Here is a 20,734-nt window from a genome sequence, read left to right as displayed (position 1 = left end):
AGATGTGGCAGGAGTTGCGGCCGATCGGCCGCAACTCCTCCTCCGGGGGCTACCGCCGCTACGCCTGGACCGGCGCCGACGCCGACTGCCGGGCGTGGTTCCGGGCCCAGGCCGAGGCCCGCGGTCTCGCCTACGAACTGGACCGCAACGGCAACCAGTGGGCCTGGCTCGGCGCCGGCGGCTACCAGGACGTGGCCCCCGGTGACGCCGTCGTCACCGGCTCCCACCTGGACTCCGTACCGGACGGCGGCGCCTTCGACGGCCCCCTCGGCGTGGTCTCCTCCTTCGCCGCGCTCGACGAACTGCGCAGCAGGGGAGCCGAGCTCGGCAAGCCGCTGGCGATCGTCAACTTCGGCGACGAGGAGGGCGCCCGCTTCGGTCTGGCCTGCGTCGGCTCCCGGCTCGCCGCCGGTGCGCTGACCGCCGAGGCCGCGCACCAGCTGCGTGACGGGGAGGGCACCACCCTCCCGCAGGCCATGGAGCGCGCCGGATACGACCCCGACGCCATCGGCCCGGACCCCGAACGGCTCGCCCGGATCGGTGCGTTCGTCGAGCTCCACGTCGAGCAGGGCCGCGCGCTGGACCTGTCGGGCGACCCGGTCGGCATCGCCTCCGCCATCTGGCCGCACGGCCGCTGGCGGTTCGACTTCCACGGCGAGGCCAACCACGCCGGCACCACCCGCCTCGACGACCGCCGCGACCCGATGCTCAGCTACGCCGCGACCGTGCTCGCCGCCCGCGAGCAGGCCCGGCTGGCCGGCGCCCTGGCCACCTTCGGGAAGATCAGCGTGGAGCCGAACGGCGTCAACGCCATCCCCTCGCTCGTCCGCGGCTGGCTGGACTCCCGCGCCGCCGACCAGGACACGCTGGACACCGTGATCCAGGGGATCGAGCAGGCGGCCGCCGAGCGCGCCGCCCGCGACGGCGTGGACCTGACCGTCGTGCGCGAATCCTTCACCCCCGTCGTGGAGTTCCAGCACGCCCTGCGGGAGGAGCTGAGCGCGATCCTCGGCAAGACGCAGGGGCGCACCGTGCCCGTCCTGGGCACCGGCGCCGGGCACGACGCCGGAATTTTGTCCGGCACCATCCCCACGGCCATGCTGTTCGTCCGCAACCCCACCGGCGTCTCGCACTCACCCGCCGAAGCGGCGGAGGAGGACGACTGCGTCGCCGGGGTCACCGCACTCGCCGACGTTCTGGAGGGGCTGGCGTGCCACTGACGACACCCACGAGCTACTGGCTCGAACACGCCTGGCTCGGCACGCATGTCGAGCCGGGCGTGAGCGTGGACGTCGCGGACGGGCGGATCACGGCCGTGCGCAAGGGGGCCGACGCCCCGCCGCCCGGCGCCGTCGCGCTGCGCGGCCTGACGATCCCGGGCCTGGCCAACGCCCACTCGCACGCCTTCCACCGCGCGCTGCGCGGCACCGTCCAGGTCGGCTCGGGCACCTTCTGGACCTGGCGCGAGGTGATGTACGGCGTCGCCGACCGGCTCACCCCGGACAGCTACTTCGCCCTCGCCCGCGCTGCCTACGCCGAGATGGCGCTGGCCGGCATCAGCTGCGTCGGAGAGTTCCACTACCTCCACCACGCGCCCGGCGGCACCCGCTACAGCGACCCCAACGCGATGGGCGAGGCGCTGATCGCGGCCGCGGCCGACGCCGGTATCCGCATCACCCTGCTCGACACCGCCTACCTCTCGGCCGGCTTCGGCACCCCGCCCAACCGGCACCAGCTGCGCTTCTCCGACGGCACCGCCGACCAGTGGGCACAGCGCGCCGACGCGCTCAAGGGCGGCCGCGAGCACGCCCGCATCGGCGCCGCCATCCACTCCGTGCGCGCCGTCCCCGCCGAGCAGTTGGGCACCGTCGCGGACTGGGCCCGCGAGCGGCGGGCGCCCCTGCACGTCCACCTCTCCGAGCAGACCGCCGAGAACGACGCCTGCCAGGAGGCGCACGGCCGCACCCCGACCCAACTCCTCGCCGAACACGGCGCGTTGGGCCGCCGCACCACCGCCGTGCACGCCACCCACCTCACCGGCGAGGACATCGGGCTGCTCGGCGACTCCACCACCGGGGTGTGCATGTGCCCCACCACCGAACGCGATCTGGCCGACGGCATCGGCCCGGCCGTCCGGCTCCAGGGCCGCGGCAGCCCGCTGTCGCTCGGCAGCGACAGCCACGCCGTCATCGACCTGCTCGAAGAGGCCCGCGCCATGGAGCTCGACGAGCGGCTGCGCTCCCGCACCCGCGGACACTGGACGGCCGCCGCCCTGCTGCGCGCCGCCACCGCCGACGGCCACGCCGCCCTGGGCTGGGACGACGCCGGCCGTATCGAAGCCGGCGCGCTCGCCGACCTCACCACGATCGCGCTGGACTCCGTACGCACCGCCGGACCACTGCCCCGGCTGGCCGCCGAGACGGCCGTATTCGCCGCCTCCGCGGCGGATGTGCGACACACCATCGTCGGCGGGCGGCAGATCGTCCGGGACGGTGTGCACACTCTTGTCCCCGACGTGCCCACAGCACTCGCAGAGTCCATCGCCGCCGTGCGCGGCTGAAGGAGAACACCCCCGCGATGACGACGACCTCCGCGCCGACCACCGCCATCACCCACATCGCCCAGCTCGTCACCAACGACCCCTCCCTCGGCGAAGGCCCCCTCGGTCTGATCCAGGACGCGGCGGTCGTCATCGACGGCGACCGCATCGCCTGGGTCGGTACCTCCAGCAAAGCACCCGCCACCGACAACGCCGTCGACGCCGGCGGCCGGGCCGGCATCCCCGGCTTCGTGGACTCCCACTCGCACCTGGTCTTCGCCGGCGACCGCACCGCGGAGTTCAACGCCCGGATGTCCGGCCGCCCGTACTCCGCCGGCGGCATCCGCACGACCGTGGCGGCCACCCGCGCCGCCACCGACGAGGCCCTGCACGCCAACGTCGCCCGCTACCTGGCCGAGGCGCTCCGCCAGGGCACCACCACCCAGGAGACCAAGTCCGGTTACGGCCTGACCGTCGAGGACGAGGCGCGCGCGCTGCGCATCGCCGCCGAGCACACCGACGAGGTCACCTTCCTCGGCGCGCATATCGTCTCCCCCGACTACGCCGACGACCCGGCCGGCTATGTCGATCTCGTCACCGGCCCGATGCTGGACGCCTGCGCCCCGCACGCCCGCTGGATCGACGTCTTCTGCGAGAAGGGCGCCTTCGACGGCGACCAGGCGCGCGCCGTCCTGACCGCCGGTCAGGCCAAGGGGCTCCAGGTACGGGTGCACGCCAACCAGCTCGGCCACGGCCCCGGCGTCCAGCTCGCCGTCGAACTGGGCGCCGCCTCCGCCGACCACTGCACCCACCTCAGCTACGCCGACATCGACGCCCTCGCCCAGTCCGAGACCGTCGCCACCCTCCTGCCGGGCGCCGAGTTCTCCACCCGCGCCAAGTGGCCCGACGCCCGCCCGCTGCTCGACGCCGGCGCCACCGTCGCGCTGTCCACGGACTGCAACCCCGGCTCGTCCTTCACCAGTTCGATGCCCTTCTGCATCGCGCTGGCCGTCCGCGACATGGGGATGACGCCCGACGAGGCCGTCTGGTCGGCCACCGCGGGCGGTGCCCGCGCGCTGCGCCGTACCGACGTCGGCCGGATCGCCCCCGGTGCCCGCGCCGACCTCGCCCTCCTGGACGCCCCCTCGCACGTCCACCTCGCCTACCGCCCGGGCGTCCCGCTCGTATCGGCCGTGTGGCACAAGGGAGTTCTGGTCTGACGGGTCTTCCGTCGGGTCGTCGGACGGCCGCACAGCAAAGGAGGGCCCGCCCCCAGTAAGCCTCGGGGCAGGCCCTCCTCCGCGCGGGCGACTGCCGGCCGCGGTGGGCCGGCAGGGACCGCGGGTTGCTCACTCCTCGACCATCAGGCCCTTGCGGAGCCGCACGAGGGTGCGGGAGAGCAGACGGGAGACGTGCATCTGGGAGATGCCCAGTTCCTCGCCGATCTCGGACTGCGTCATATTGGCCACGAAGCGCAGCGAGAGGATCTTGCGGTCGCGCGGCGGCAGTTCGGCGATCAGCGGCTTGAGGGACTCGACGTACTCGATGCCCTCCAGGCCGTGGTCCTCATAGCCGATGCGGTCCGCCAGCGCGCCTTCGCTGTCGTCCTCCTCGGGCTGGGCGTCCAGCGAGCTCGCGGTGTAGGCGTTGCTCGCGGCCATCCCCTCGACGACCTCGTCGTTGGTGATGTTGAGGCGTTCGGCGAGTTCGTGCACCGTGGGGGCGCGATCCAGCTTCTGCGCCAGTTCGTCGCCGGCCTTGGCCAGGTCCAGGCGCAGTTCCTGCAGACGCCTCGGAACGCGCACCGACCAGCTGGTGTCGCGGAAGAAGCGCTTGATCTCGCCGACGATGGTCGGCATCGCGAACGTCGGGAACTCGACGCCACGGCTGAGTTCGAACCGGTCTATCGCCTTGATCAGGCCGATCGTGCCGACCTGGACGATGTCCTCCATGGGCTCGCTGCGGGAGCGGAAGCGGGAGGCCGCGAACTTCACCAGGGCGAGGTTGAGCTCGACCAGGGTGTTGCGGACGTACGCGAATTCGTGCGTGCCTTCCTCAAGCGTCTCAAGCCGCTCGAAGAGGGTTTTGGACAGAGCCCTCGCGTCCACCGGACCCACCTCGTCGAACGGCGGGATCTCGGGCAGACCGTCGATCTCAGGCATTCCTGCCGGGTCTGATTCGGCAGGGCGCGACTGGGAAGGGATCTGCCCGGTCGGGTCGGACAGGGGTGTCGACGATGCGGGCTGCCGGTGGTCGTCGGTGCGCAATTCGTCGAGCCGGGGTGACATGGTCTCCTCCATCGTTCTCGGCATATGGCTGCCGATGCCTCTCCGTGATGCTGCGGTGTGCGGCGCCTCCAAAGCCGGCCGTTTCGAATGTGTCCTTACTACGCCTACCTGGGTTTGCCTGAAGATGGCAAGTGCGTGTTGTCCGTATATTGGGCAATATGCGGATTGTTCGGCTACCAGCGGGCGTCAGGAAGGCGTAGGGTTCGACGAGCGCAGTCGTCAGCAATCAGTCGTCGTCGAGACAGCAAAAGGGGTGCGCGCGCATGGACCGCGGGACGGTCGGCAGTGCGAGCCGGGGTCGGCTTCACGTCGAGATCCGCCATCACGGCGCCAGCGCGGTCGTGACGGTCGCGGGTGAGCTTGACCACCACACCGCCGATCTGTTGCGTGAGTCACTCGAAGGCTGTGTGGACGACGGATACGCACGCCTGGTGGTGGATTGCTCACGCCTTGAGTTCATGGACTCCACCGGCCTCAATGTCCTGCTCGGCGCGCGCCTGAAAGCCGAGGCCGAAGGGGGCGGGGTCCACTTGGTGGAGATGCAGCCCGTGGTCGCCCGGGTCTTCGAGATCACCGGCGCGGAGGCGGTTTTCACGGTGCACGACTCCCTCGATGCGGCGCTGGCCGACTGACATGGCATACGGCGCCCGGAATGATGCGTTCCGGGCGCGTAGTACGTGTCACAACTTCCGTACCCAACAAGTGGGTGTTCTCACGGTCCGGTCGGGCAGGAGACATCTGAATCCGTTGCAACCAGTCAGCTATCTGTTCTCCGTGAATAGGCGAATCGGTGAGGTGAAGCGCTGATGAGCACCACCCGGCCGTACCCGCCGGGCGATCTCGGCCCGGAGCCGGGCGGCGCCGGCGCCTCCGCCGCCGTTCCGGCCGCCGCCGCGCCGGTGGGCCAGATCCGCCGGCTGCGCCTGGCGGGCACCCGGGGCGCCGTGGCGCGAGGCCGTGACTTCGCCCGGCAGGCCCTGCACGACTGGGGCTGGCTGCCGGCCGCCACCGCCGATCAGCGCGCCGCCGCCGAGGATGTGCTGCTGGTCGTCTCGGAGCTGGTCACCAACGCCTGCCTGCACGCCGAAGGGCCCGAGGAGCTGCGGCTGCGCTGCACCGCCAAGGTGCTGCGCCTGGAGGTCAGCGACCTCGGTGCGGGGTCGCCGGCGCCGCGCAGCCCGCACCGTCCGGGCCGCCCCGGTGGTCACGGCATGTTCATCGTGCAGCGGCTGTGCCTGGACTGGGGCGTGGTGCGCAACGCCGACGGCGCGGGCAAGACCGTCTGGGCGGAGCTCGCCGCGCCGTCCTGACGGGCCGGCGGATCGGGCGGCGGAGAGGCGAGCGCGGGCCTGCGGGCCCGCGCTGTGTCGTCTGCGTCCTCTGCGCCGCGGGTGTGCCCCGCGACCGCCGCCGCCACGGCCGGTTTTTCCCCGCCGCCCCCGGGCCGTACGGATCGGGGCTGTGCTTTGCCTTCCCTCGACAAGGTCCCCGGCGTACCTTGAGCGGCCAATCTGATGTGCCGTCAGTAACGTCCGGCGGTGCGCCCACCGGGAGAAGGGGAACGGAAGGTGACCCGCTTCTACGAACAGCACGGCAGGCGTCCGCGCCGGGCGGCGTGCCTCGCCGCCGCGGTGGCGATGGCGGCGGGGTCCGCGGTGATGCTCACCGCGCCGGCCGCCCACGCCGAGGTCGTCGACGTCGACTACCAGTGCAAGACACCGATCGGGAACAAGGGCGCGGTCTCGCCCATCGACATCAAGAGCACCCCCAGCGGCAGTGCGTACAAGCTGGTGATGTCCTTCGAGAAGGGCGTCTCCTCCAGCCCCGTGGAGCTGGGCAAGGGCGCGATGAAGCCGAGCGCGCTGATCAAGCTGGGCGGCGCGGAGAGCGGTACGGTGCCGGTCGCCGGGCCCCCGAACGACCAGCCGATACCGGCCAACACCCCCATCAAGATCAGTGACTTGAGCGGTACGTACACGCCCAAGGGCAGTGGCAAGGTCACCTTCACGGCCGCCACGCTCACCATCAAGGCGCTGGGCACCACCACCACCTGCACCCCCAGCAACAACCCGAAGCCCTCGCTGACCCTCGACGTGAAGGGGTCCGGCGGCTCGGGCGGCAGCGGCGGCGCGGCCGCCGGAGGCTCCTCCGGGCAGCTGCCGCAGACCGGGCCCGCGGACTCCGCGATCGCGCTGGGCACCCTCGGCGGCACGGTGCTGCTGGCCGGCGCGGCCGGTGCGCTCTGGCTGACCCGCCGCCGGCAGCGGGCCTGACGCTCCGGTAGTCCCGCCCCACGCGTACGAGCACCAGGAGCCGCCGATGCCGTTTCGTCCGCGCACAGCGGCCAGCGGGGTGATCCTCGCGGCCGCCGCCGTGCTGCCGTGCCCCGCCGCGGCCGGGGCGCAGCCGTCCGCCCCAGCCGCGGACCCGCGCTGGTCCGCGGCGCCCGCGCCCGGTGACGGCGCCGAGCCGAGCGCACAGGACCGCCCGTACTTCTATCTGGAGGGCGCGCCGGGCACCGTCATGAACGACCGGCTCGCCCTCGGCAACCCCACCGGCCACGCCGTCACCGTACGGCTGCGCGGCTCCGGATCCGGCTCCGGATCGTGGATCGCGTTCGCCGCGCGCGAGGTGAAGGTCCCGCCGCACACCCGCGCGGGCGTCCCGTTCTCGGCGACCGTGCCGCGCGACGCGCTCCCCGGCGACCACACCGGGGCGATCGTCGCGACCGGCGGCGGTGCGGGTGGGCGAGGCGGGCGGGTCACCGTACCGGTCCATCTGCGGGTGACCGGACCGGAGCTGTCCGCGCTGACCGTGGAGAACGTGGCGGTGCGGGGCCGGGGGAGCGCGGCCGTCATCCGGTACACGCTGGTCAACCGCGGCAACACGGCGCTCACCCCGCGGCTGGCGGTGCGCGCCGAGGGGGTGTCCGGCCCGGTGCTGCGGCGCGCCGCCCGCACCCTGCCGCTCACTCTGAAGCCCGGCCAGAGCGTCGACCTGACGGAGAAATGGCCGGATCCGCCCGATCTGGACGCGGTGGACGTACGACTCGCGGTGACGGCCGAGGGCGGTGCGCACGCGTCCGCCACGGCGTCGTACACGGCCCTCCCGTGGGGCGCCGGCGCCGGTGCGGCGCTCGTCGTGGCGGCGGGGGTGGGCGGCGCGGTGGCCCTCCGGTGGCGCCGCACCCAGGGCCCGGACCGGCCGCCGGGCGAGCGGGACGCCGCCGGCGGCGAGCCGTCGTCCGGTGGCGAAGTGGCCGACGCGGCAGGTCGGTTGACGCACACGGGGTCAGGAGCGCGATCGTGAACGGCGAGCAGGGCAGGTCGACGGCCGGCGCGGCAGCCGGCGCCGGAGCGCCCCGGAGGGCGGGCGCGGGCCGGCGGCCCCGAGGGCCGAGGCGGGTGGCGGCCGTACTGGCCCTGTGCGTGGCCCTGGCACTGGCCGTCACACCGGACGCCGTGGCCGGTGCGCGCTCCCGGGCCGACGGCGAGCCCACCGTCCGGCTCTCCGAGAAGGAGGCCGGCAAGGGCGGTGCCCTCACCGTGACCGGCCGCGGCTGGCGGCCCAAGGTGCTGCTCACGCTGCTGATCTGCGGACAGAACATGATCGGCGGCACCAACTCCTGCGCCAACGGGGACGGACGGGCCGTCAGAACGGACGCACACGGCGCCTTCCGCAAGAGCCTTCCGGTCGCCGAGCCGCCCAAGCCCTGCCCCTGTGTGGTGCATGTGGCGACGGTGACGGGTGCGGCGGCCGCCGCGGACGCCGCGTTCAAAGTGGCGGGCCACCCCGTGGCGCCGCTGCCCGAGGAGCGCACCGGTGGCCGTCTGGCGGTGCTCGCCCAGCCGCGGCTGTCGGGCAGCAGCGGCCTGCTGACCTGGTTCGGCGCCCCGCCGCAGCGCGAGTTGACCGTCACGGTCGGCAACCTCGGCTCGACGCCGGCCAAGGACCCGGTCTTCGAAGTCGGCACCTCGCACGGCGTCTTCGCGCCCCAATGGGAGGAGCAGCAGTGGCGGGGGACCGTCCCCGCCGGGAAGAAAGCCGAGGTCAGGCTGCCGGTCGAGCTGGCGGCCGGCGCGCACGGGGACTACCTGGTCTCACTCAAGTACGGCGGCAAGGTACTGGTCGAGCAGCCCTGGGGGGTCGGCAGGCCCTGGGGCGTGACGCTCTTCTGGGTGCTGCTGTGCGTCGTGGTCCCGACGGCGGTGTTCCGCGTCGGGATGGCGATCGTGGACCGGGTGCGCCCGCGCCGTACGGCCCGCCGCGCCGGCCGCCGCAGGACACGTACCGCGGGCGGCCGCAGGACACGCACCACCGGCAGAAGCGCTGCCACGGAGGACGGCGACGGCGCCGCCCTGCCGTGGTTCACCCAGGACACCGCACCGTCCACCACCACATCAACCGAACGACCGACGTCGAAAGGTTCTGCGTGATGAGGCAACGGAGGAGAGCCGCGGTGGCCTCGGCGGCCGCGCTGGTGCTCGCGGGTGCGGGCGTCATGGCCGCGGCCGGTACCGCCCAGGCGGCGGAGGTGTCGTACAAGACGGAGTGTCTGCCGCCGCCGATATCGGGGATGCCGCCGATCGAGGGCACCACGAAGGTGGCCGTCAGCGCACCGGCGACCGCGAAGGTCGGCGACGAGATCGAGGTGGTCTGGAAGACCGTCGAGGCCGCGTCGAAGAACCCCGACATCCTCGACCTGGGGGAGAACACCGTCCAGCCCACCGGCACGATCACGGTGGCCGGGGCGCAGACCGGCGAGCTGCCGATGGAGGGGCCGCGGGAGAATCCGCCGATCCCCAAGGGCGGCGCGATGAAGCTGTCCGACATGAAGGGCAAGCTGAAGCTGACCAAGCCCGGTGAGATCACCCTCACGCCCGGCTTCTACAACATCAACGTCAACAAGCCGATCTCCACGGACACCAAGTGCTCGGCCAAGGAAGCGGTGAAGCCCGCGGTCACGGTGAAGGTGACCGACGGCGGAGGCGACTCCGGGGGCACGTCCTCCGGCGGCACCACGAGCGGCGGCACCACGAGCGGCGGCACCGACGGCGGCAGCACGACCGGGGGCACCGCGAGCGGCGGCACCACCGGGGGCGGCGACGACGGCGGCACCAGCACCGGCACCTCGGGCGGTACGACCGGCTCCGGCGGTTCGACCGGCGGCTCCGGCGGCGACCCCGACGGCACCGCGTACAAGGGCAAAGAGGTGATGGTCCCCTACGCCTGCAAGACGCCCATCGGGGACAAGAAGGCGACCTCGCCGGTGCAGATCGACGCGGTGAAGAAGGGCGGCGGTTACGACCTGACGGTGCAGTTCAAGAAGTCCGTCATGGACAGCCCGGCCGATATCCCCAAGGACTCGGTCAAGCCGTCGATGGACGTCAAGGTGGGCGGCGCGGACAAGGGCTCGGTGAAGGTCGAGGGCCCGACGAACCCCGGGCCCATCAAGTCCGGCGACCCGATCGAGATCCCCGACCTGAAGGGCACCTACAAGCCGGGTGCCACCGGCAAGGCCACGCTGACCCCGGGCGTGCTCACCGTCAACGCCCTGGGTACGACCACGACCTGCACCCCGGAGAAGGACCCGGGCGCCTCGCTCACGCTGGACACCGCGGCGCAGCCGGGCGGCACCTCCGGCGGTTCGTCGGGCGGCGCGGCGGCCTCCGGCGGCGGCACGGCGGGACCGGCCGGCGTCTCGGGCGGCAGCGGCAGCGGCAGCGGCGGCGGTCTCGCCGAGACCGGAGCCAGTGATCACGGCTCGCTGACCGCGCTCGGCCTGGTCGCCGGCACGGTCATCCTGCTCGGCGCGGCGGTCTTCACCTTCACGCCGTGGCGGCGGCTGAGCCGGTAGGACACCGGCCAGGACACCGGAAGGGCCCGGTACGCAGCGGCGTACCGGGCCCTTCCATGGTTGCGGGTCGCGTCAGCGGACGTCGCCCATGAGCGCAACGATCTTCTTGCGGCTCAGGTAGATCGCCAGACCGGCCAGCACCGCCATGGCGGCCTCGACGGCCAGCACCGGGATACCGCTCAGGTCCGCGCCGCCGGTGGACAGCAGGGTGACGATGCAGTCGCCCGCGGTGACGGCCAGGAACCACACGCCCAGCATCTGGCTCGCGTACTTCTGCGGCGCCATCTTGGTGGTCACCGACAGGCCGACCGGGGACAGGCACAGCTCGCCGATGGTCTGGATCATGTAGATGGAGAGCAGCCACATCGGGCTGACCTTCGAACCGTCCGAGGCCATCATCATCGGGACGATGAAGACGGCGAACGAGGCGCCGATGAAGACCATCGCCATCGAGAACTTCACCGTGGTGCTCGGCTCGCGGTCGCGGCGTGCCAGCCGCAGCCACAGCCAGGCGAACACCGGGGCGAGGGCCATGACCCACAGCGGGTTCACGGACTGGAACCACGAGGAGGGGAAACTCAGCCCGAAGACCTCGCCGTTCGTCTTCTTCTCCGCGAAGACGGACATCGTCGAGCCCGCCTGGTCGAAGATCATCCAGAACACCGCGGCGGCCACGAAGAACCAGATGTAGCCGCTGACCTTGGTCTGCTCGGTGTCGGTCAGCTCCTTGTCGCGCTTGATGCGCGCCAGGACCGTGATCGGGATGACCAGGCCGAGCAGGGCGAGCGGGACCAGCGCCCAGTTCAGGGTGAAGTGACCGGTGAAGCCGAGCACGCCGTAGAAGACCGCGGCGATGGCGGTCCAGATCAGGCCCTTGCGCAGCCACGCGGTGCGCTCCTCCGCCTGCAGCGGGGTCGGCACGACGCTGGACTGCGGGCTGAAGTGGCGGGTGCCGACCAGGAACGACACCAGGCCCAGGGCCATGCCGAGCGCCGCCAGCGCGAAGCCCATGTGCCAGTTGACGCTCTGGCCGACCGTGCCGATGGCCAGCGGCGCCGCGAAGGCACCGATGTTGATGCCCATGTAGAAGACGGTGAAGCCGCCGTCCCGGCGCGGGTCCTGGGGGCCGTTGTAGAGGTGGCCGACCATGGTCGAGATGTTGGCCTTCAACAGACCGGAGCCCACCGCGACCAGCGCCAGACCGACGAAGAACATCGCCTGGCCCGGTACCGCCAGCGCCAGGTGGCCGGTCATGATCACGCCGGCCGCGACCGCGACGGTCTTGCGCGGGCCCCAGATGCGGTCGCCGATCCAGCCGCCGGGCAGGGCCAGCAGATAGACCATCGCCACATAGATGGAGTAGATGGCCGAGGCGGTGACCGCGTTCATGGCCAGACCGCCGGCCTGGGCGCCCTTTTCGGCGTCCGGGCCACCGGAGATCAGATAGACCACGAGCAGGGCGCGCATGCCGTAATAGCTGAAGCGCTCCCACATCTCGGTCATGAAGAGAGGGGCCAGTCCGCGGGGGTGGCCGAAGAAGGTCTTGCCGCCGTCCACAGGGGTTCCCTGCTTGGCGTTGTCCTTCGTCAGGCTTGACGCCATGGAAGTTTCCTTGGTCTGCTCGGGACGCGTTCGAGAATCCCGATACGCGCCCTGTGGGGGTTGACCGGCACCGGTGCAGACATGCCCGCCCCCACGCCCGGGGGTTCGGCACCACGCGAGGCGGTTCCGGCAGGACGGTCGTACACCGGGATCCACGCCCCCCGTGCTGCTGCGCGGCGGACCCGGTCGTCAGGTCATTCACTGTGTTCAGGACTGGTGGTGCCAGCCTGCACACAACAGGGACCGCCGACTCCCGTTAAGAGCCTCGGTCCCGGAGTTGTGCGACGGACGTCTGGCCACCATACGTCTCGTTAACGCGCGTTTGTATGCCGTGAGACAACGCTCACATTCGGGTCGGGAACCTTCCCTTGCCGCCCCTTCGAAGGGTCCGCAGCTCACGGCCGTGATGGTCGCGGAAACGGTCCGCCAAGAGCCATCCGCGCTGGTCCGCCCCTCGGGCGCGATACATCGGACTACCATCGGGCCATGACCCGTGTACTGCTCGCCGAGGATGACGCGTCCATCTCGGAGCCGCTCGCCCGCGCACTGCGCCGCGAGGGTTACGAAGTCGAGGTGCGCGAGGACGGCCCGACGGCGCTCGACGCCGGTCTCCAGGGCAATATCGATCTCGTCGTCCTGGACCTGGGGCTGCCCGGTATGGACGGCCTGGAGGTCGCCCGCCGGCTGCGCAACGAAGGCCATTCCTTCCCCATCCTGGTGCTGACGGCTCGGGCCGACGAGGTGGACACCGTCGTCGGCCTCGACGCCGGCGCCGACGACTACGTCACCAAGCCCTTCCGGCTCGCCGAACTCCTCGCCCGCGTCCGGGCCCTGCTGCGCCGCGGCTCCACCGCCGAGCCCCAGCAGCCGCCCGCCACCCACGGCGTACGGATCGACGTCGAGTCGCACCGCGCCTGGATGGGCGAGGAGGAACTCCAGCTCACGGCGAAGGAGTTCGACCTGCTGCGGGTGCTGGTGCGCGACGCCGGCCGGGTCGTCACCCGCGACCAGCTGATGCGCGAGGTCTGGGACACCACGTGGTGGTCGTCCACCAAGACGCTCGACATGCATATCTCCTGGCTGCGCAAGAAGCTTGGGGACGACGCCGCCAACCCCCGCTACATCGCCACCGTCCGCGGCGTCGGCTTCCGCTTCGAAAAGAGCTAGGGGCCCGTGCGCCGTCGCCTGATCAACTCCACGCTCGCCGTGGTGCTCGTCGTGATCGCCGTCTTCGGCGTCTCGCTGGTGATCGTCGAGACCCGGACGATCCAGTCCGGTGCACAGGAGAGCGTGTCGTCCGAGGCGGTACGGCTCGTCGGGATCGTGGAGAGCCGGCTGGGCAGCGGCGAGAAGATCACCCCGGACGTGCTCTCCGAGCAGATCACCGCCAAGCGGTACGCCGAGATCAAGGTGCCCGGCAAGGCGCCGATCGAGATCGGGCAGCGGCCCTCGGGCGATGTCATCGAGTCGACGGTGCGCGGGGACCGCGGCGAGTCCGTCACGGTCGAGGAGTCGCGTTCCACGATCAGTTCGGAGATCGGCCGGACGCTGCTGGTCATCCTGGCCGTGGCGGTGCTGGCGATCCTCGCGGCCGTCGTGCTGGCCGTGCGCCAGGGCCGCCGGCTGACCGCGCCGCTGACCGATCTCGCCGAGACCGCCGAGCGGCTCGGCTCGGGCGACCCGCGCCCCCGCCACCGCCGCTACGGCGTCCAGGAGCTGGACCGGGTCGCCGACGTGCTCGACGCCAGCGCCGAACGCATCGCCCGGATGCTGACCGCCGAGCGGCGGCTGGCCGCGGACGCCTCCCATCAGCTGCGTACGCCGCTGACCGCGCTGTCCATGCGGCTGGAGGAGATCACCGTCACCGACGACCCGGAGACCGTGAAGGAAGAGGCCACCATCGCGCTGGCCCAGGTCGAGCGGCTGACCGACGTCGTCCAGCGGCTGCTGACCAACTCGCGGGATCCGCGCAGCGGCTCCGCGGTCGCCTTCGACCTCGACGAGGTGGTCAAGCAGCAGATCGAGGAGTGGCGGCCGGCCTACCGCAGCGCCGGGCGGGCCATCGTCCGCTCCGGCAAGAAGGGCCTGCGGGCGGTCGGCACACCGGGCGCGGTCGCCCAGGTGCTGGCCACCTTGATCGAGAACTCGCTGATGCACGGCGACGGTACGGTCGCGCTGCGCACCCGCGTCACCGGCAACCAGGCGGTCGTCGAGGTCACCGACGCCGGACCGGGCGTTCCGCCGGACCTCGGCTCGCGGGTCTTCGAACGGACCGTCTCCGGCCGCAACTCCACGGGGCTCGGCCTGGCCGTCGCCCGGGACCTCGCGGAGGCGGACGGCGGGCGGCTGGAGCTGCTCCAGCAGCATCCGCCGGTCTTCGCGCTCTTCCTGGCCCGCGAGGCGGATCCCGTCGAAGGGTGAGCGGCCCCGGCTACTTCCGGGAGCCGCTGCGCGGGTGCGAGGGGCGGTGGGCGTCGTCGTCGAGGAAGGACTCGGCGGTCTCTATCGCCTCCCGCGCGGGCAGCGTGCGGAAGACCCAGGTGCGGTAGGACCAGAAACGGAAGAGCGTGGCGATGCCGATGCCGAGGAACTTGAAGACGTTGCTCTGCAACCGGCTGTCCCAGCCGAACCCATAGGTCGCGATGTAGAGCAGGCCGTTCTCGATGATCAGGCCGACCGCGCTGAACAGCAGGAACAGCGTCAGTTCCTTGGTGCGTCCCCGCTTGTCGCGGTCGCGGTAGGTGAAGTAGCGGTAGCCGAGGTAGTTGGTGCCGGTCGCCACGACCGTCGCGATGATGCTGGCCCGGACGACGGGCACCTCGGTCAGCTGCCGTACGAGGTTGAACACCGCGAAGTTGACCACGACCCCCGCGCCGCCGACCGCGCCGAACTTGACCAGCTCGCGAGTGAGCGCCTCCAGCTGCGTCCGCAGCGCGCTCCGTTCACTCATGGTGGTCGTTCAGCTCCCCGTTGTGGGCGGTGTTCGCGGCCGTCAACCCTGGTCCGCTCCCTCATGCTAACCACGCCTCGAACGGCGGTGCCCAACTCCCGGCCATTGTGTGCGGACGGCCCCCGGGCGCATGCGGTCAGCCGACGGTCACGCGGAAGTTGAGGGTGCGGGCGCCCGGCTCCTCGGCGCCGGTGGCGCAGCTGCGGCAGCGCAGCAGCCGTAAGTCCGTACGGCCCGCACGGACCGCCTCGAAGTCGAGGTAGCGGGCGGGGCCGCTGCCGGACGGCGCGGCGCCGCCGGGGACCTCGCGGGCACCGGCCGCTGCGAGGACGCCGGGGTCGGGTCGGGGCGGGGCGATGATCCAGTGGTAGCGGCCGGCCGGGTCGTCCTCGACCCGCACGCTGAAGCGGTCGCCGGCCTCGACCGCGATCTCGGTGTCGTCCGCGTCGAAGACCTTCGGCGCGGACAGCTGACTGACCACGGAGTGCACGGCGACCACCAGCGCGGCGATCGCCACGCCGATCACCAGCGCCCGGGCGCCCCTCGATATGCCACTGCTTTCCATCCGGCCTCCCCTTGGCCGGGCCGCAGCCCGGCACCGGTCGCACACCCGTGCCCGAGACTAATGGCCGATGTCGATCTTCCACCGGCGATCTTCGAACGCGCGAACTCGGAGGATCATCCAAGCCGGGGTCGGGGCAGCGGCGCGGGGCGGATACCCTGGGGGGCGTGACGTTCCCGGTAGTCGGCATGGTCGGCGGCGGTCAGCTCGCCCGTATGACCCACGAGGCGGGTATCCCCCTCGGCATCAAGTTCAAGCTTCTCAGCGACACTCCGCAGGATTCGGCGGCCCAGGTGGTCAGCGAAGTCGTCATCGGCGACTACCGCGATCTGGACACGCTGCGCTCCTTCGCGCGCGGCTGCGACGTGATCACCTTCGATCACGAGCACGTCCCCACCGAGCATTTGCGGGCCCTGGAGGCCGACGGCATCCCCGTCCGGCCCGGTCCCGACGCGCTGGTGCACGCCCAGGACAAGGGGGTGATGCGCGCCAAGCTGGACGCGATCGGCGTCCCCTGCCCGCGCCATCGCATCGTCTCCGACCCCGCGGACGTGGAGCGCTTCGCGGCGGAGGGCGACGGCTTCCCGGTGGTCCTCAAGACCGTCCGCGGCGGCTATGACGGCAAGGGGGTCTGGGTCGTACGATCCTCCAAGGAGGCCGAGGAGCCCTTCCGTGCGGGGGTGCCCGTCCTTGCGGAGGAAAAGGTGGAATTCGTCCGCGAACTGGCCGCCAACATCGTCCGCTCACCGCACGGCCAGGCCGTCGCCTACCCGGTCGTGGAGTCCATCCAGGTCGACGGCGTGTGCGACACCGTGATCGCGCCGGCGCCCGACCTCGACCCCGAGCTGGCCGGCCAGGCCCAGGAGCTGGCGCTGCGGATCGCCAAGGAGCTGGGGGTCGTCGGCCACCTGGCCGTCGAGCTCTTCGAGGCCGTCACGGCCGATGGCGCCCGCCGCATCCTCGTCAACGAGCTGGCCATGCGCCCGCACAACTCCGGTCACTGGACCCAGGACGGCGCGATCACCTCGCAGTTCGCCAACCACGTCCGTGCCGTGCTCGACCTTCCGCTCGGCGATCCGCGCCCGCGCGCCCGCTGGACGGTCATGGCCAACGTCCTCGGCGGCGACTACCCCGACATGTACTACGCGTACCTGCACTGCATGGCACGGGACCCGCAGCTGAAGATCCATATGTACGGCAAGGACGTCAAGCCCGGCCGTAAGGTCGGACACGTCAACACCTACGGCGACGACCTGGCGGATGTGCGCGAGCGCGCCGCACACGCCGCCGGCTATCTGCGAGGGACGATCACCGAATGACTTCAGCCGCGAACCCCGTGATCGGCATCGTCATGGGCTCCGACTCCGACTGGCCCGTCATGGAGGCCGCCGCCCAGGCTCTCGCCGAGTTCGAGATCCCCTACGAGGTCGACGTCGTCTCGGCCCACCGCATGCCGCGCGAGATGGTCGCGTACGGCGAGGACGCCGCCGATCGTGGCCTGAAAGCGATCATCGCCGGCGCCGGGGGAGCCGCTCACCTCCCCGGGATGCTCGCCTCGGTCACCCCGCTGCCGGTCATCGGCGTCCCCGTCCCGCTGAAGTACCTCGACGGGATGGACTCCCTGTTGTCCATCGTGCAGATGCCGGCCGGTGTGCCGGTCGCCACGGTCTCGGTCGCCGGCGCCCGCAACGCCGGACTCCTCGCCGCCCGGATCCTCGCCGCCCACGACCCCGAACTCCTCGCCCGGATGCGCGACTTCCAGCAGGAGCTGAACGAGCAGGCCACCGAGAAGGGCAAGCGGCTGCGCAACAAGGTCGCCACCCCCAACGGCTTCGGCTTCGGCGGCGCCAAGTGAGCTCCTCCCTGGAGGAGGCACGGGCCCTGCTCGCCCGCTGGCCCGTCGTCGACGGCCACAACGACCTGCCCTGGGCACTGCGCGAACAGGTCCGCTACGACCTCGACCGGCGCGATATCGCCGCCGACCAGTCCGCGCATCTGCACACCGACCTGCCGCGGCTGCGGGCCGGCGGCGTCGGCGCGCAGTTCTGGTCGGTGTACGTACGCGCCGACTACGCGGGTGACACGGCGGTCAGCGCCACCCTCGAACAGATCGACGTCGTACGGCAGTTGACCGACCGCTACCCGGGCGAGCTGCGGCTGGCGCACACCGCCGACGAGATGGAGGCGGCCCGCGCCGAGGGCCGCATCGCCTCCCTCATGGGCGCCGAGGGCGGCCACTCCATCAACAACTCGCTGGCCACGCTGCGCGCGCTGTACCGGCTCGGCGTGCGCTATATGACGCTCACCCACAACAACACCATCGACTGGGCGGACTCCGCCACCGACGAGCCGCGCCACCAGGGCCTGAGCGCCTTCGGCGAGGAGGTCGTCCGCGAGATGAACCGCTGCGGGATGCTGGTCGACCTCTCGCACGTCTCGGCCGACACCATGCGCGACGCGCTGCGGGTCAGCACCGCACCGGTGATCTTCTCGCACTCCTCCGCCCGCGCCGTCTGCGACCATCCGCGCAACATCCCCGACGACGTGCTCGCCCAGCTGCCCGCCAACGGCGGCGTCGCGATGGCCACCTTCGTCCCGAAGTTCGTGCTGCCCGAGGCCGTCGAGTGGACGCTGCGCGCCGACGAGAACATGCGCGCCCACGGTCTGCACCACCTCGACACCACCGAGGCGGGTATGACGGTCCAACGAGCCTTCGAGGCCGCCAACCCGCGGCCCAGGGCCACCGCGGCCACCGTCGCCGACCACCTCGACCACATGCGCGAGGTCGCCGGCGTCGACCACATCGGCATCGGCGGCGACTTCGACGGCACCGCCTTCACCCCGGACGGCCTGGCCGACGTGGCGGGCTACCCGAACCTGCTCGCCGAACTACTGGACCGCAACTGGTCCCCGTCCGACCTGGCCAAGCTGACCTGGCAGAACGCGGTACGGGTGCTGCGCGCGGCGGAGGATGTGTCCCGGGTCGAGCGCGGGCGGCGGGGGCCGTCGCATGCAACGATCGCTGCGCTTGGCTAGTCCTCCCACGTTTTCGGCTTTCCCGCCGTGGGGGTTTCGCGTGGTTCGCCTGCGGCGGGCTGTTGCCGCTGCGCGGGGCTGTTCGGCTGCCGGTGACGGGCCGGAGGGGTTGGGTGTCCGGACTGCTGCGCTTTACGTCCGGACACCCAACCCCTCCGGCCCGCCCCCTCCCGTTGGGGGTGGGAGAAGGCCGGTGGGGGTGGACGTCAGCTTTCGTGTGTGCGCGGTCGACGGACGGGGCCCGCCCCCACCTGCCTGTCCTCCCCTCACCCACGGGAGGGGACAGACCGTAGGACGGAGTCCGTAGGGCTGTCACCGCACCCGACAAACAAACGCCCGCCGCCAGGCGCAACGGCGAGAAACCACCACGGCGGGAAAGCCGAAAACGTGGGAAGCAGGTTAGGCCTTCGGCCGACCAAGCGCCCGATACGTCCAGCCCGCCTTGCGCCACAGCTGGGCGTCCAGCGCGTTGCGGCCGTCCAGGATGCGGCGCTCGGCGACGACCTCGGCCAGGGCGGCCGGATCCAGTTCGCGGAACTCCCGCCACTCCGTGAGGTGGAGCACGACGTCGGCGCCGCGTACGGCGTCCAGGGCGGTGTCGGCGTAGCTCAGCGTCGGGAAGACGCGCCTCGCGTTGTCCATGCCCTTCGGGTCGTAGACGGTGACCTGGCCGCCCTGGAGGTGGATCTGGCCGGCGACGTTGAGCGCGGGGGAGTCGCGTACGTCGTCGGAGTCCGGCTTGAAGGTGGCGCCGAGGACGGCGACCCGCTTGCCGAGGAAGCCGCCGCCGACCGCGTCGCGGGTCAGCTCGACCATGTGGCCGCGGCGCCGCATGTTGATCGAGTCGATCTCGCGCAGGAACGTCAGCGCCTGGTCGGCGCCGAGCTCGCCGGCGCGCGCCATGAAGGCCCGCAGGTCCTTGGGCAGGCAGCCGCCGCCGAAGCCGATGCCGGCGCGCAGGAACTTGTTCCCGATCCGCTCGTCGTGCCCGATCGCCTCGGCCAGCTTCACCACGTCGCCGTCGGCCGCCTCGCACACCTCGGCCATCGCGTTGATGAAGGAGATCTTCGTCGCCAGGAAGGAGTTGGCGGAGGTCTTGACCAGCTCGGCCGTCGGGTAGTCCATGACGATGAACGGCGAGCCCTCGGCGATCGGCGTGGCGTACACCTCGCGCAGCAGCTCCTCGGCCCGCTCGCCGGCCACGCCGGCCACGATCCGGTCCGGGTGCAGGGTGTCGTCGACGGCGAAGCCCTCGCGCAGGAACTCGGGGTTCCAGGCCAGCTCGGCCGTCGCCCCGGCCGGGGCGTTCTCCGCCAGCCGCTTCGCGAGCCGGGCGGCGCTGCCCACCGGTACCGTCGACTTGCCGACCACCAGGGCCGGGCGGGTCAGATGCGGCGCCAGCGCGTCGAAGGCGCTCTCCACGTAACTCATGTCGCAGGCGTACTCACCGTGCTTCTGCGGAGTGTTCACGCAGACGAAGTGCACATCGCCGAACGCCCCGACCTCCTCGTAGGAGGTGGTGAAGCGCAGCCGGCCGCTGGACCCCTCGATCCCGGCGACATGGCGGCGCAGCAGCTCCTCCAGGCCCGGCTCGTACATCGGGACCTCGCCGCGCTGCAGCATCTCGATCTTCTCGGGGACCACATCGAGCCCCAGCACCTCGAAGCCGAGCTCGGCCATGGCCGCGGCGTGGGTGGCGCCAAGGTAGCCGGTGCCGATCACGGTGATCTTGAGGGCCATGGATGCTCCAGACGCATACTGAGGAAAACGGCGCTGACCGAGCATAGTCGCGCCTGGAAAGGTCGACTCCAGCTCTAGCGGGAGCAGCTCTGTAACTGTCGGCAACCTCACGTATCCGCAGGCCGGGGTCGGCACCTAGAATCCGGAGAGGTAAAGGGTT

Annotated in this window: 19 protein-coding genes; 14 read left to right on the top strand and 5 right to left on the bottom strand. The window is 71.7% G+C overall.

All coding sequences use genetic code 11. The features are described from left to right. The first annotated feature begins 2 nt into the window (after positions 1–2). The 3 genes from WAB15_RS16985 to hutI are packed head-to-tail and all read left to right on the top strand — an operon-like array spanning position 3 to position 3,759. Positions 3–1,220 carry an allantoate amidohydrolase gene (locus tag WAB15_RS16985; RefSeq protein WP_407289240.1) on the top strand — a complete coding sequence of 406 codons (1,218 nt, stop codon included), beginning with the start codon at positions 3–5 and terminating at the stop codon, positions 1,218–1,220. Further along, complete coding sequence (locus tag WAB15_RS16980; protein ID WP_407286766.1) at positions 1,211–2,560, top strand: formimidoylglutamate deiminase; 1,350 nt, start codon at positions 1,211–1,213, stop codon at positions 2,558–2,560. The genes WAB15_RS16985 and WAB15_RS16980 overlap by 10 nt, the downstream gene beginning before the upstream one ends. A gap of 17 nt (positions 2,561–2,577) precedes the next feature. Further along, positions 2,578–3,759 carry an imidazolonepropionase gene (hutI, locus tag WAB15_RS16975; protein ID WP_399149736.1) on the top strand — a complete coding sequence of 394 codons (1,182 nt, stop codon included), beginning with the start codon at positions 2,578–2,580 and terminating at the stop codon, positions 3,757–3,759. A gap of 129 nt (positions 3,760–3,888) precedes the next feature. On the opposite strand, the gene WAB15_RS16970 is transcribed toward hutI, so the two are convergent. Beyond that, a complete protein-coding gene (locus WAB15_RS16970; RefSeq protein ID WP_399149735.1) occupies positions 3,889–4,701 on the bottom strand; it encodes an RNA polymerase sigma factor SigF in 813 nt (270 codons plus the stop codon). Positions 4,702–5,090: 389 nt separating this feature from the next. Between WAB15_RS16970 and WAB15_RS16965 the strand changes: the two genes are divergently transcribed. From WAB15_RS16965 to WAB15_RS16940, 6 genes are all read left to right on the top strand, one after another. After that, the gene (locus WAB15_RS16965) at positions 5,091–5,459 is read left to right on the top strand and encodes an STAS domain-containing protein (protein ID WP_393499903.1); all 369 of its coding nucleotides are present in this window, start codon (positions 5,091–5,093) and stop codon (positions 5,457–5,459) included. Between the two features lie 174 nt (positions 5,460–5,633). After that, positions 5,634–6,137, top strand: a complete 504-nt coding sequence (locus WAB15_RS16960; protein WP_399149734.1) for an ATP-binding protein — start codon at positions 5,634–5,636, stop codon at positions 6,135–6,137. Between the two features lie 258 nt (positions 6,138–6,395). Then, positions 6,396–7,100 carry an LPXTG cell wall anchor domain-containing protein gene (locus tag WAB15_RS16955; RefSeq protein WP_407286765.1) on the top strand — a complete coding sequence of 235 codons (705 nt, stop codon included), beginning with the start codon at positions 6,396–6,398 and terminating at the stop codon, positions 7,098–7,100. Between the two features lie 46 nt (positions 7,101–7,146). Beyond that, positions 7,147–8,136 (top strand): hypothetical protein, encoded by a 990-nt coding sequence (locus tag WAB15_RS16950; protein WP_407286764.1) that lies wholly within the window; start codon positions 7,147–7,149, stop codon positions 8,134–8,136. Beyond that, on the top strand, positions 8,133–9,263 hold the full coding sequence (locus WAB15_RS16945) for a hypothetical protein (protein WP_407286763.1): 1,131 nt from the start codon (positions 8,133–8,135) through the stop codon (positions 9,261–9,263). Before WAB15_RS16950 ends, WAB15_RS16945 begins: the two co-directional genes overlap by 4 nt. Beyond that, positions 9,263–10,684, top strand: a complete 1,422-nt coding sequence (locus WAB15_RS16940) for a hypothetical protein (protein ID WP_407286762.1) — start codon at positions 9,263–9,265, stop codon at positions 10,682–10,684. The genes WAB15_RS16945 and WAB15_RS16940 overlap by 1 nt, the downstream gene beginning before the upstream one ends. A gap of 72 nt (positions 10,685–10,756) precedes the next feature. Here the strand turns inward: WAB15_RS16940 and WAB15_RS16935 are convergent, their stop codons facing one another. After that, complete coding sequence (locus tag WAB15_RS16935) at positions 10,757–12,286, bottom strand: peptide MFS transporter (protein ID WP_407286761.1); 1,530 nt, start codon at positions 12,284–12,286, stop codon at positions 10,757–10,759. A 486-nt stretch (positions 12,287–12,772) separates the two neighbouring features. Between WAB15_RS16935 and WAB15_RS16930 the strand changes: the two genes are divergently transcribed. Together WAB15_RS16930 and WAB15_RS16925 are read left to right on the top strand one after the other, a co-directional pair. Beyond that, positions 12,773–13,453, top strand: a complete 681-nt coding sequence (locus WAB15_RS16930) for a response regulator transcription factor (protein WP_033266590.1) — start codon at positions 12,773–12,775, stop codon at positions 13,451–13,453. A gap of 6 nt (positions 13,454–13,459) precedes the next feature. Further along, positions 13,460–14,707 carry an ATP-binding protein gene (locus WAB15_RS16925; protein WP_399149728.1) on the top strand — a complete coding sequence of 416 codons (1,248 nt, stop codon included), beginning with the start codon at positions 13,460–13,462 and terminating at the stop codon, positions 14,705–14,707. A 10-nt stretch (positions 14,708–14,717) separates the two neighbouring features. Here WAB15_RS16925 and WAB15_RS16920 read toward each other — a convergent pair whose 3' ends face one another. Next, positions 14,718–15,236: a GtrA family protein gene (locus tag WAB15_RS16920; RefSeq protein ID WP_407286760.1), complete on the bottom strand. Its 519-nt coding sequence runs from the start codon at positions 15,234–15,236 to the stop codon at positions 14,718–14,720. 136 nt (positions 15,237–15,372) lie between these two features. After that, a complete protein-coding gene (locus WAB15_RS16915; protein WP_399149726.1) occupies positions 15,373–15,801 on the bottom strand; it encodes a protease inhibitor I42 family protein in 429 nt (142 codons plus the stop codon). A gap of 185 nt (positions 15,802–15,986) precedes the next feature. Here WAB15_RS16915 and WAB15_RS16910 point away from each other — a divergent pair, with 185 nt between their 5' ends. Genes WAB15_RS16910 through WAB15_RS16900 form a run of 3 tightly spaced genes read left to right on the top strand, consistent with a single transcriptional unit; the run spans position 15,987 to position 18,834 of the window. Further along, positions 15,987–17,117: a 5-(carboxyamino)imidazole ribonucleotide synthase gene (locus WAB15_RS16910; RefSeq protein ID WP_407289239.1), complete on the top strand. Its 1,131-nt coding sequence runs from the start codon at positions 15,987–15,989 to the stop codon at positions 17,115–17,117. Further along, positions 17,114–17,653 (top strand): 5-(carboxyamino)imidazole ribonucleotide mutase, encoded by a 540-nt coding sequence (purE, locus tag WAB15_RS16905; RefSeq protein WP_399149725.1) that lies wholly within the window; start codon positions 17,114–17,116, stop codon positions 17,651–17,653. Before WAB15_RS16910 ends, purE begins: the two co-directional genes overlap by 4 nt. Then, positions 17,650–18,834, top strand: coding sequence for a dipeptidase (locus WAB15_RS16900; RefSeq protein ID WP_399149724.1), 1,185 nt, complete (start codon positions 17,650–17,652; stop codon positions 18,832–18,834). The genes purE and WAB15_RS16900 overlap by 4 nt, the downstream gene beginning before the upstream one ends. Before the next feature lie 399 nt (positions 18,835–19,233). Here WAB15_RS16900 and WAB15_RS16895 read toward each other — a convergent pair whose 3' ends face one another. Further along, a complete protein-coding gene (locus WAB15_RS16895) occupies positions 19,234–20,574 on the bottom strand; it encodes a UDP-glucose dehydrogenase family protein (protein ID WP_399150900.1) in 1,341 nt (446 codons plus the stop codon). Between the last annotated feature and the right edge of the window lie 160 nt (positions 20,575–20,734).

The organism is Streptomyces sirii, from assembly GCF_045690365.1.
Lineage (GTDB): Bacteria > Actinomycetota > Actinomycetes > Streptomycetales > Streptomycetaceae > Streptomyces > Streptomyces sirii.
The sequence above is the reverse complement of the archived record's forward strand: the minus strand, read 5'-3'. Positions and strand labels throughout refer to the sequence as shown.

Coding starts and splice junctions, on each gene's coding strand:
- WAB15_RS16985 (WP_407289240.1), top strand. CDS start 3: ATGTGGCAGGAGTTGCGGCCGATCGGCCGCAACTCCTCCTCCGGGGGC.
- hutI (WP_399149736.1), top strand. CDS start 2,578: ATGACGACGACCTCCGCGCCGACCACCGCCATCACCCACATCGCCCAG.
- WAB15_RS16970 (WP_399149735.1), bottom strand. CDS start 4,701: ATGCCTGAGATCGACGGTCTGCCCGAGATCCCGCCGTTCGACGAGGTG.
- WAB15_RS16965 (WP_393499903.1), top strand. CDS start 5,091: ATGGACCGCGGGACGGTCGGCAGTGCGAGCCGGGGTCGGCTTCACGTC.
- WAB15_RS16960 (WP_399149734.1), top strand. CDS start 5,634: ATGAGCACCACCCGGCCGTACCCGCCGGGCGATCTCGGCCCGGAGCCG.
- WAB15_RS16950 (WP_407286764.1), top strand. CDS start 7,147: ATGCCGTTTCGTCCGCGCACAGCGGCCAGCGGGGTGATCCTCGCGGCC.
- WAB15_RS16940 (WP_407286762.1), top strand. CDS start 9,263: ATGAGGCAACGGAGGAGAGCCGCGGTGGCCTCGGCGGCCGCGCTGGTG.
- WAB15_RS16935 (WP_407286761.1), bottom strand. CDS start 12,286: ATGGCGTCAAGCCTGACGAAGGACAACGCCAAGCAGGGAACCCCTGTG.
- WAB15_RS16930 (WP_033266590.1), top strand. CDS start 12,773: ATGACCCGTGTACTGCTCGCCGAGGATGACGCGTCCATCTCGGAGCCG.
- WAB15_RS16920 (WP_407286760.1), bottom strand. CDS start 15,236: ATGAGTGAACGGAGCGCGCTGCGGACGCAGCTGGAGGCGCTCACTCGC.
- WAB15_RS16915 (WP_399149726.1), bottom strand. CDS start 15,801: ATGGAAAGCAGTGGCATATCGAGGGGCGCCCGGGCGCTGGTGATCGGC.
- WAB15_RS16910 (WP_407289239.1), top strand. CDS start 15,987: ATGGTCGGCGGCGGTCAGCTCGCCCGTATGACCCACGAGGCGGGTATC.
- purE (WP_399149725.1), top strand. CDS start 17,114: ATGACTTCAGCCGCGAACCCCGTGATCGGCATCGTCATGGGCTCCGAC.
- WAB15_RS16895 (WP_399150900.1), bottom strand. CDS start 20,574: ATGGCCCTCAAGATCACCGTGATCGGCACCGGCTACCTTGGCGCCACC.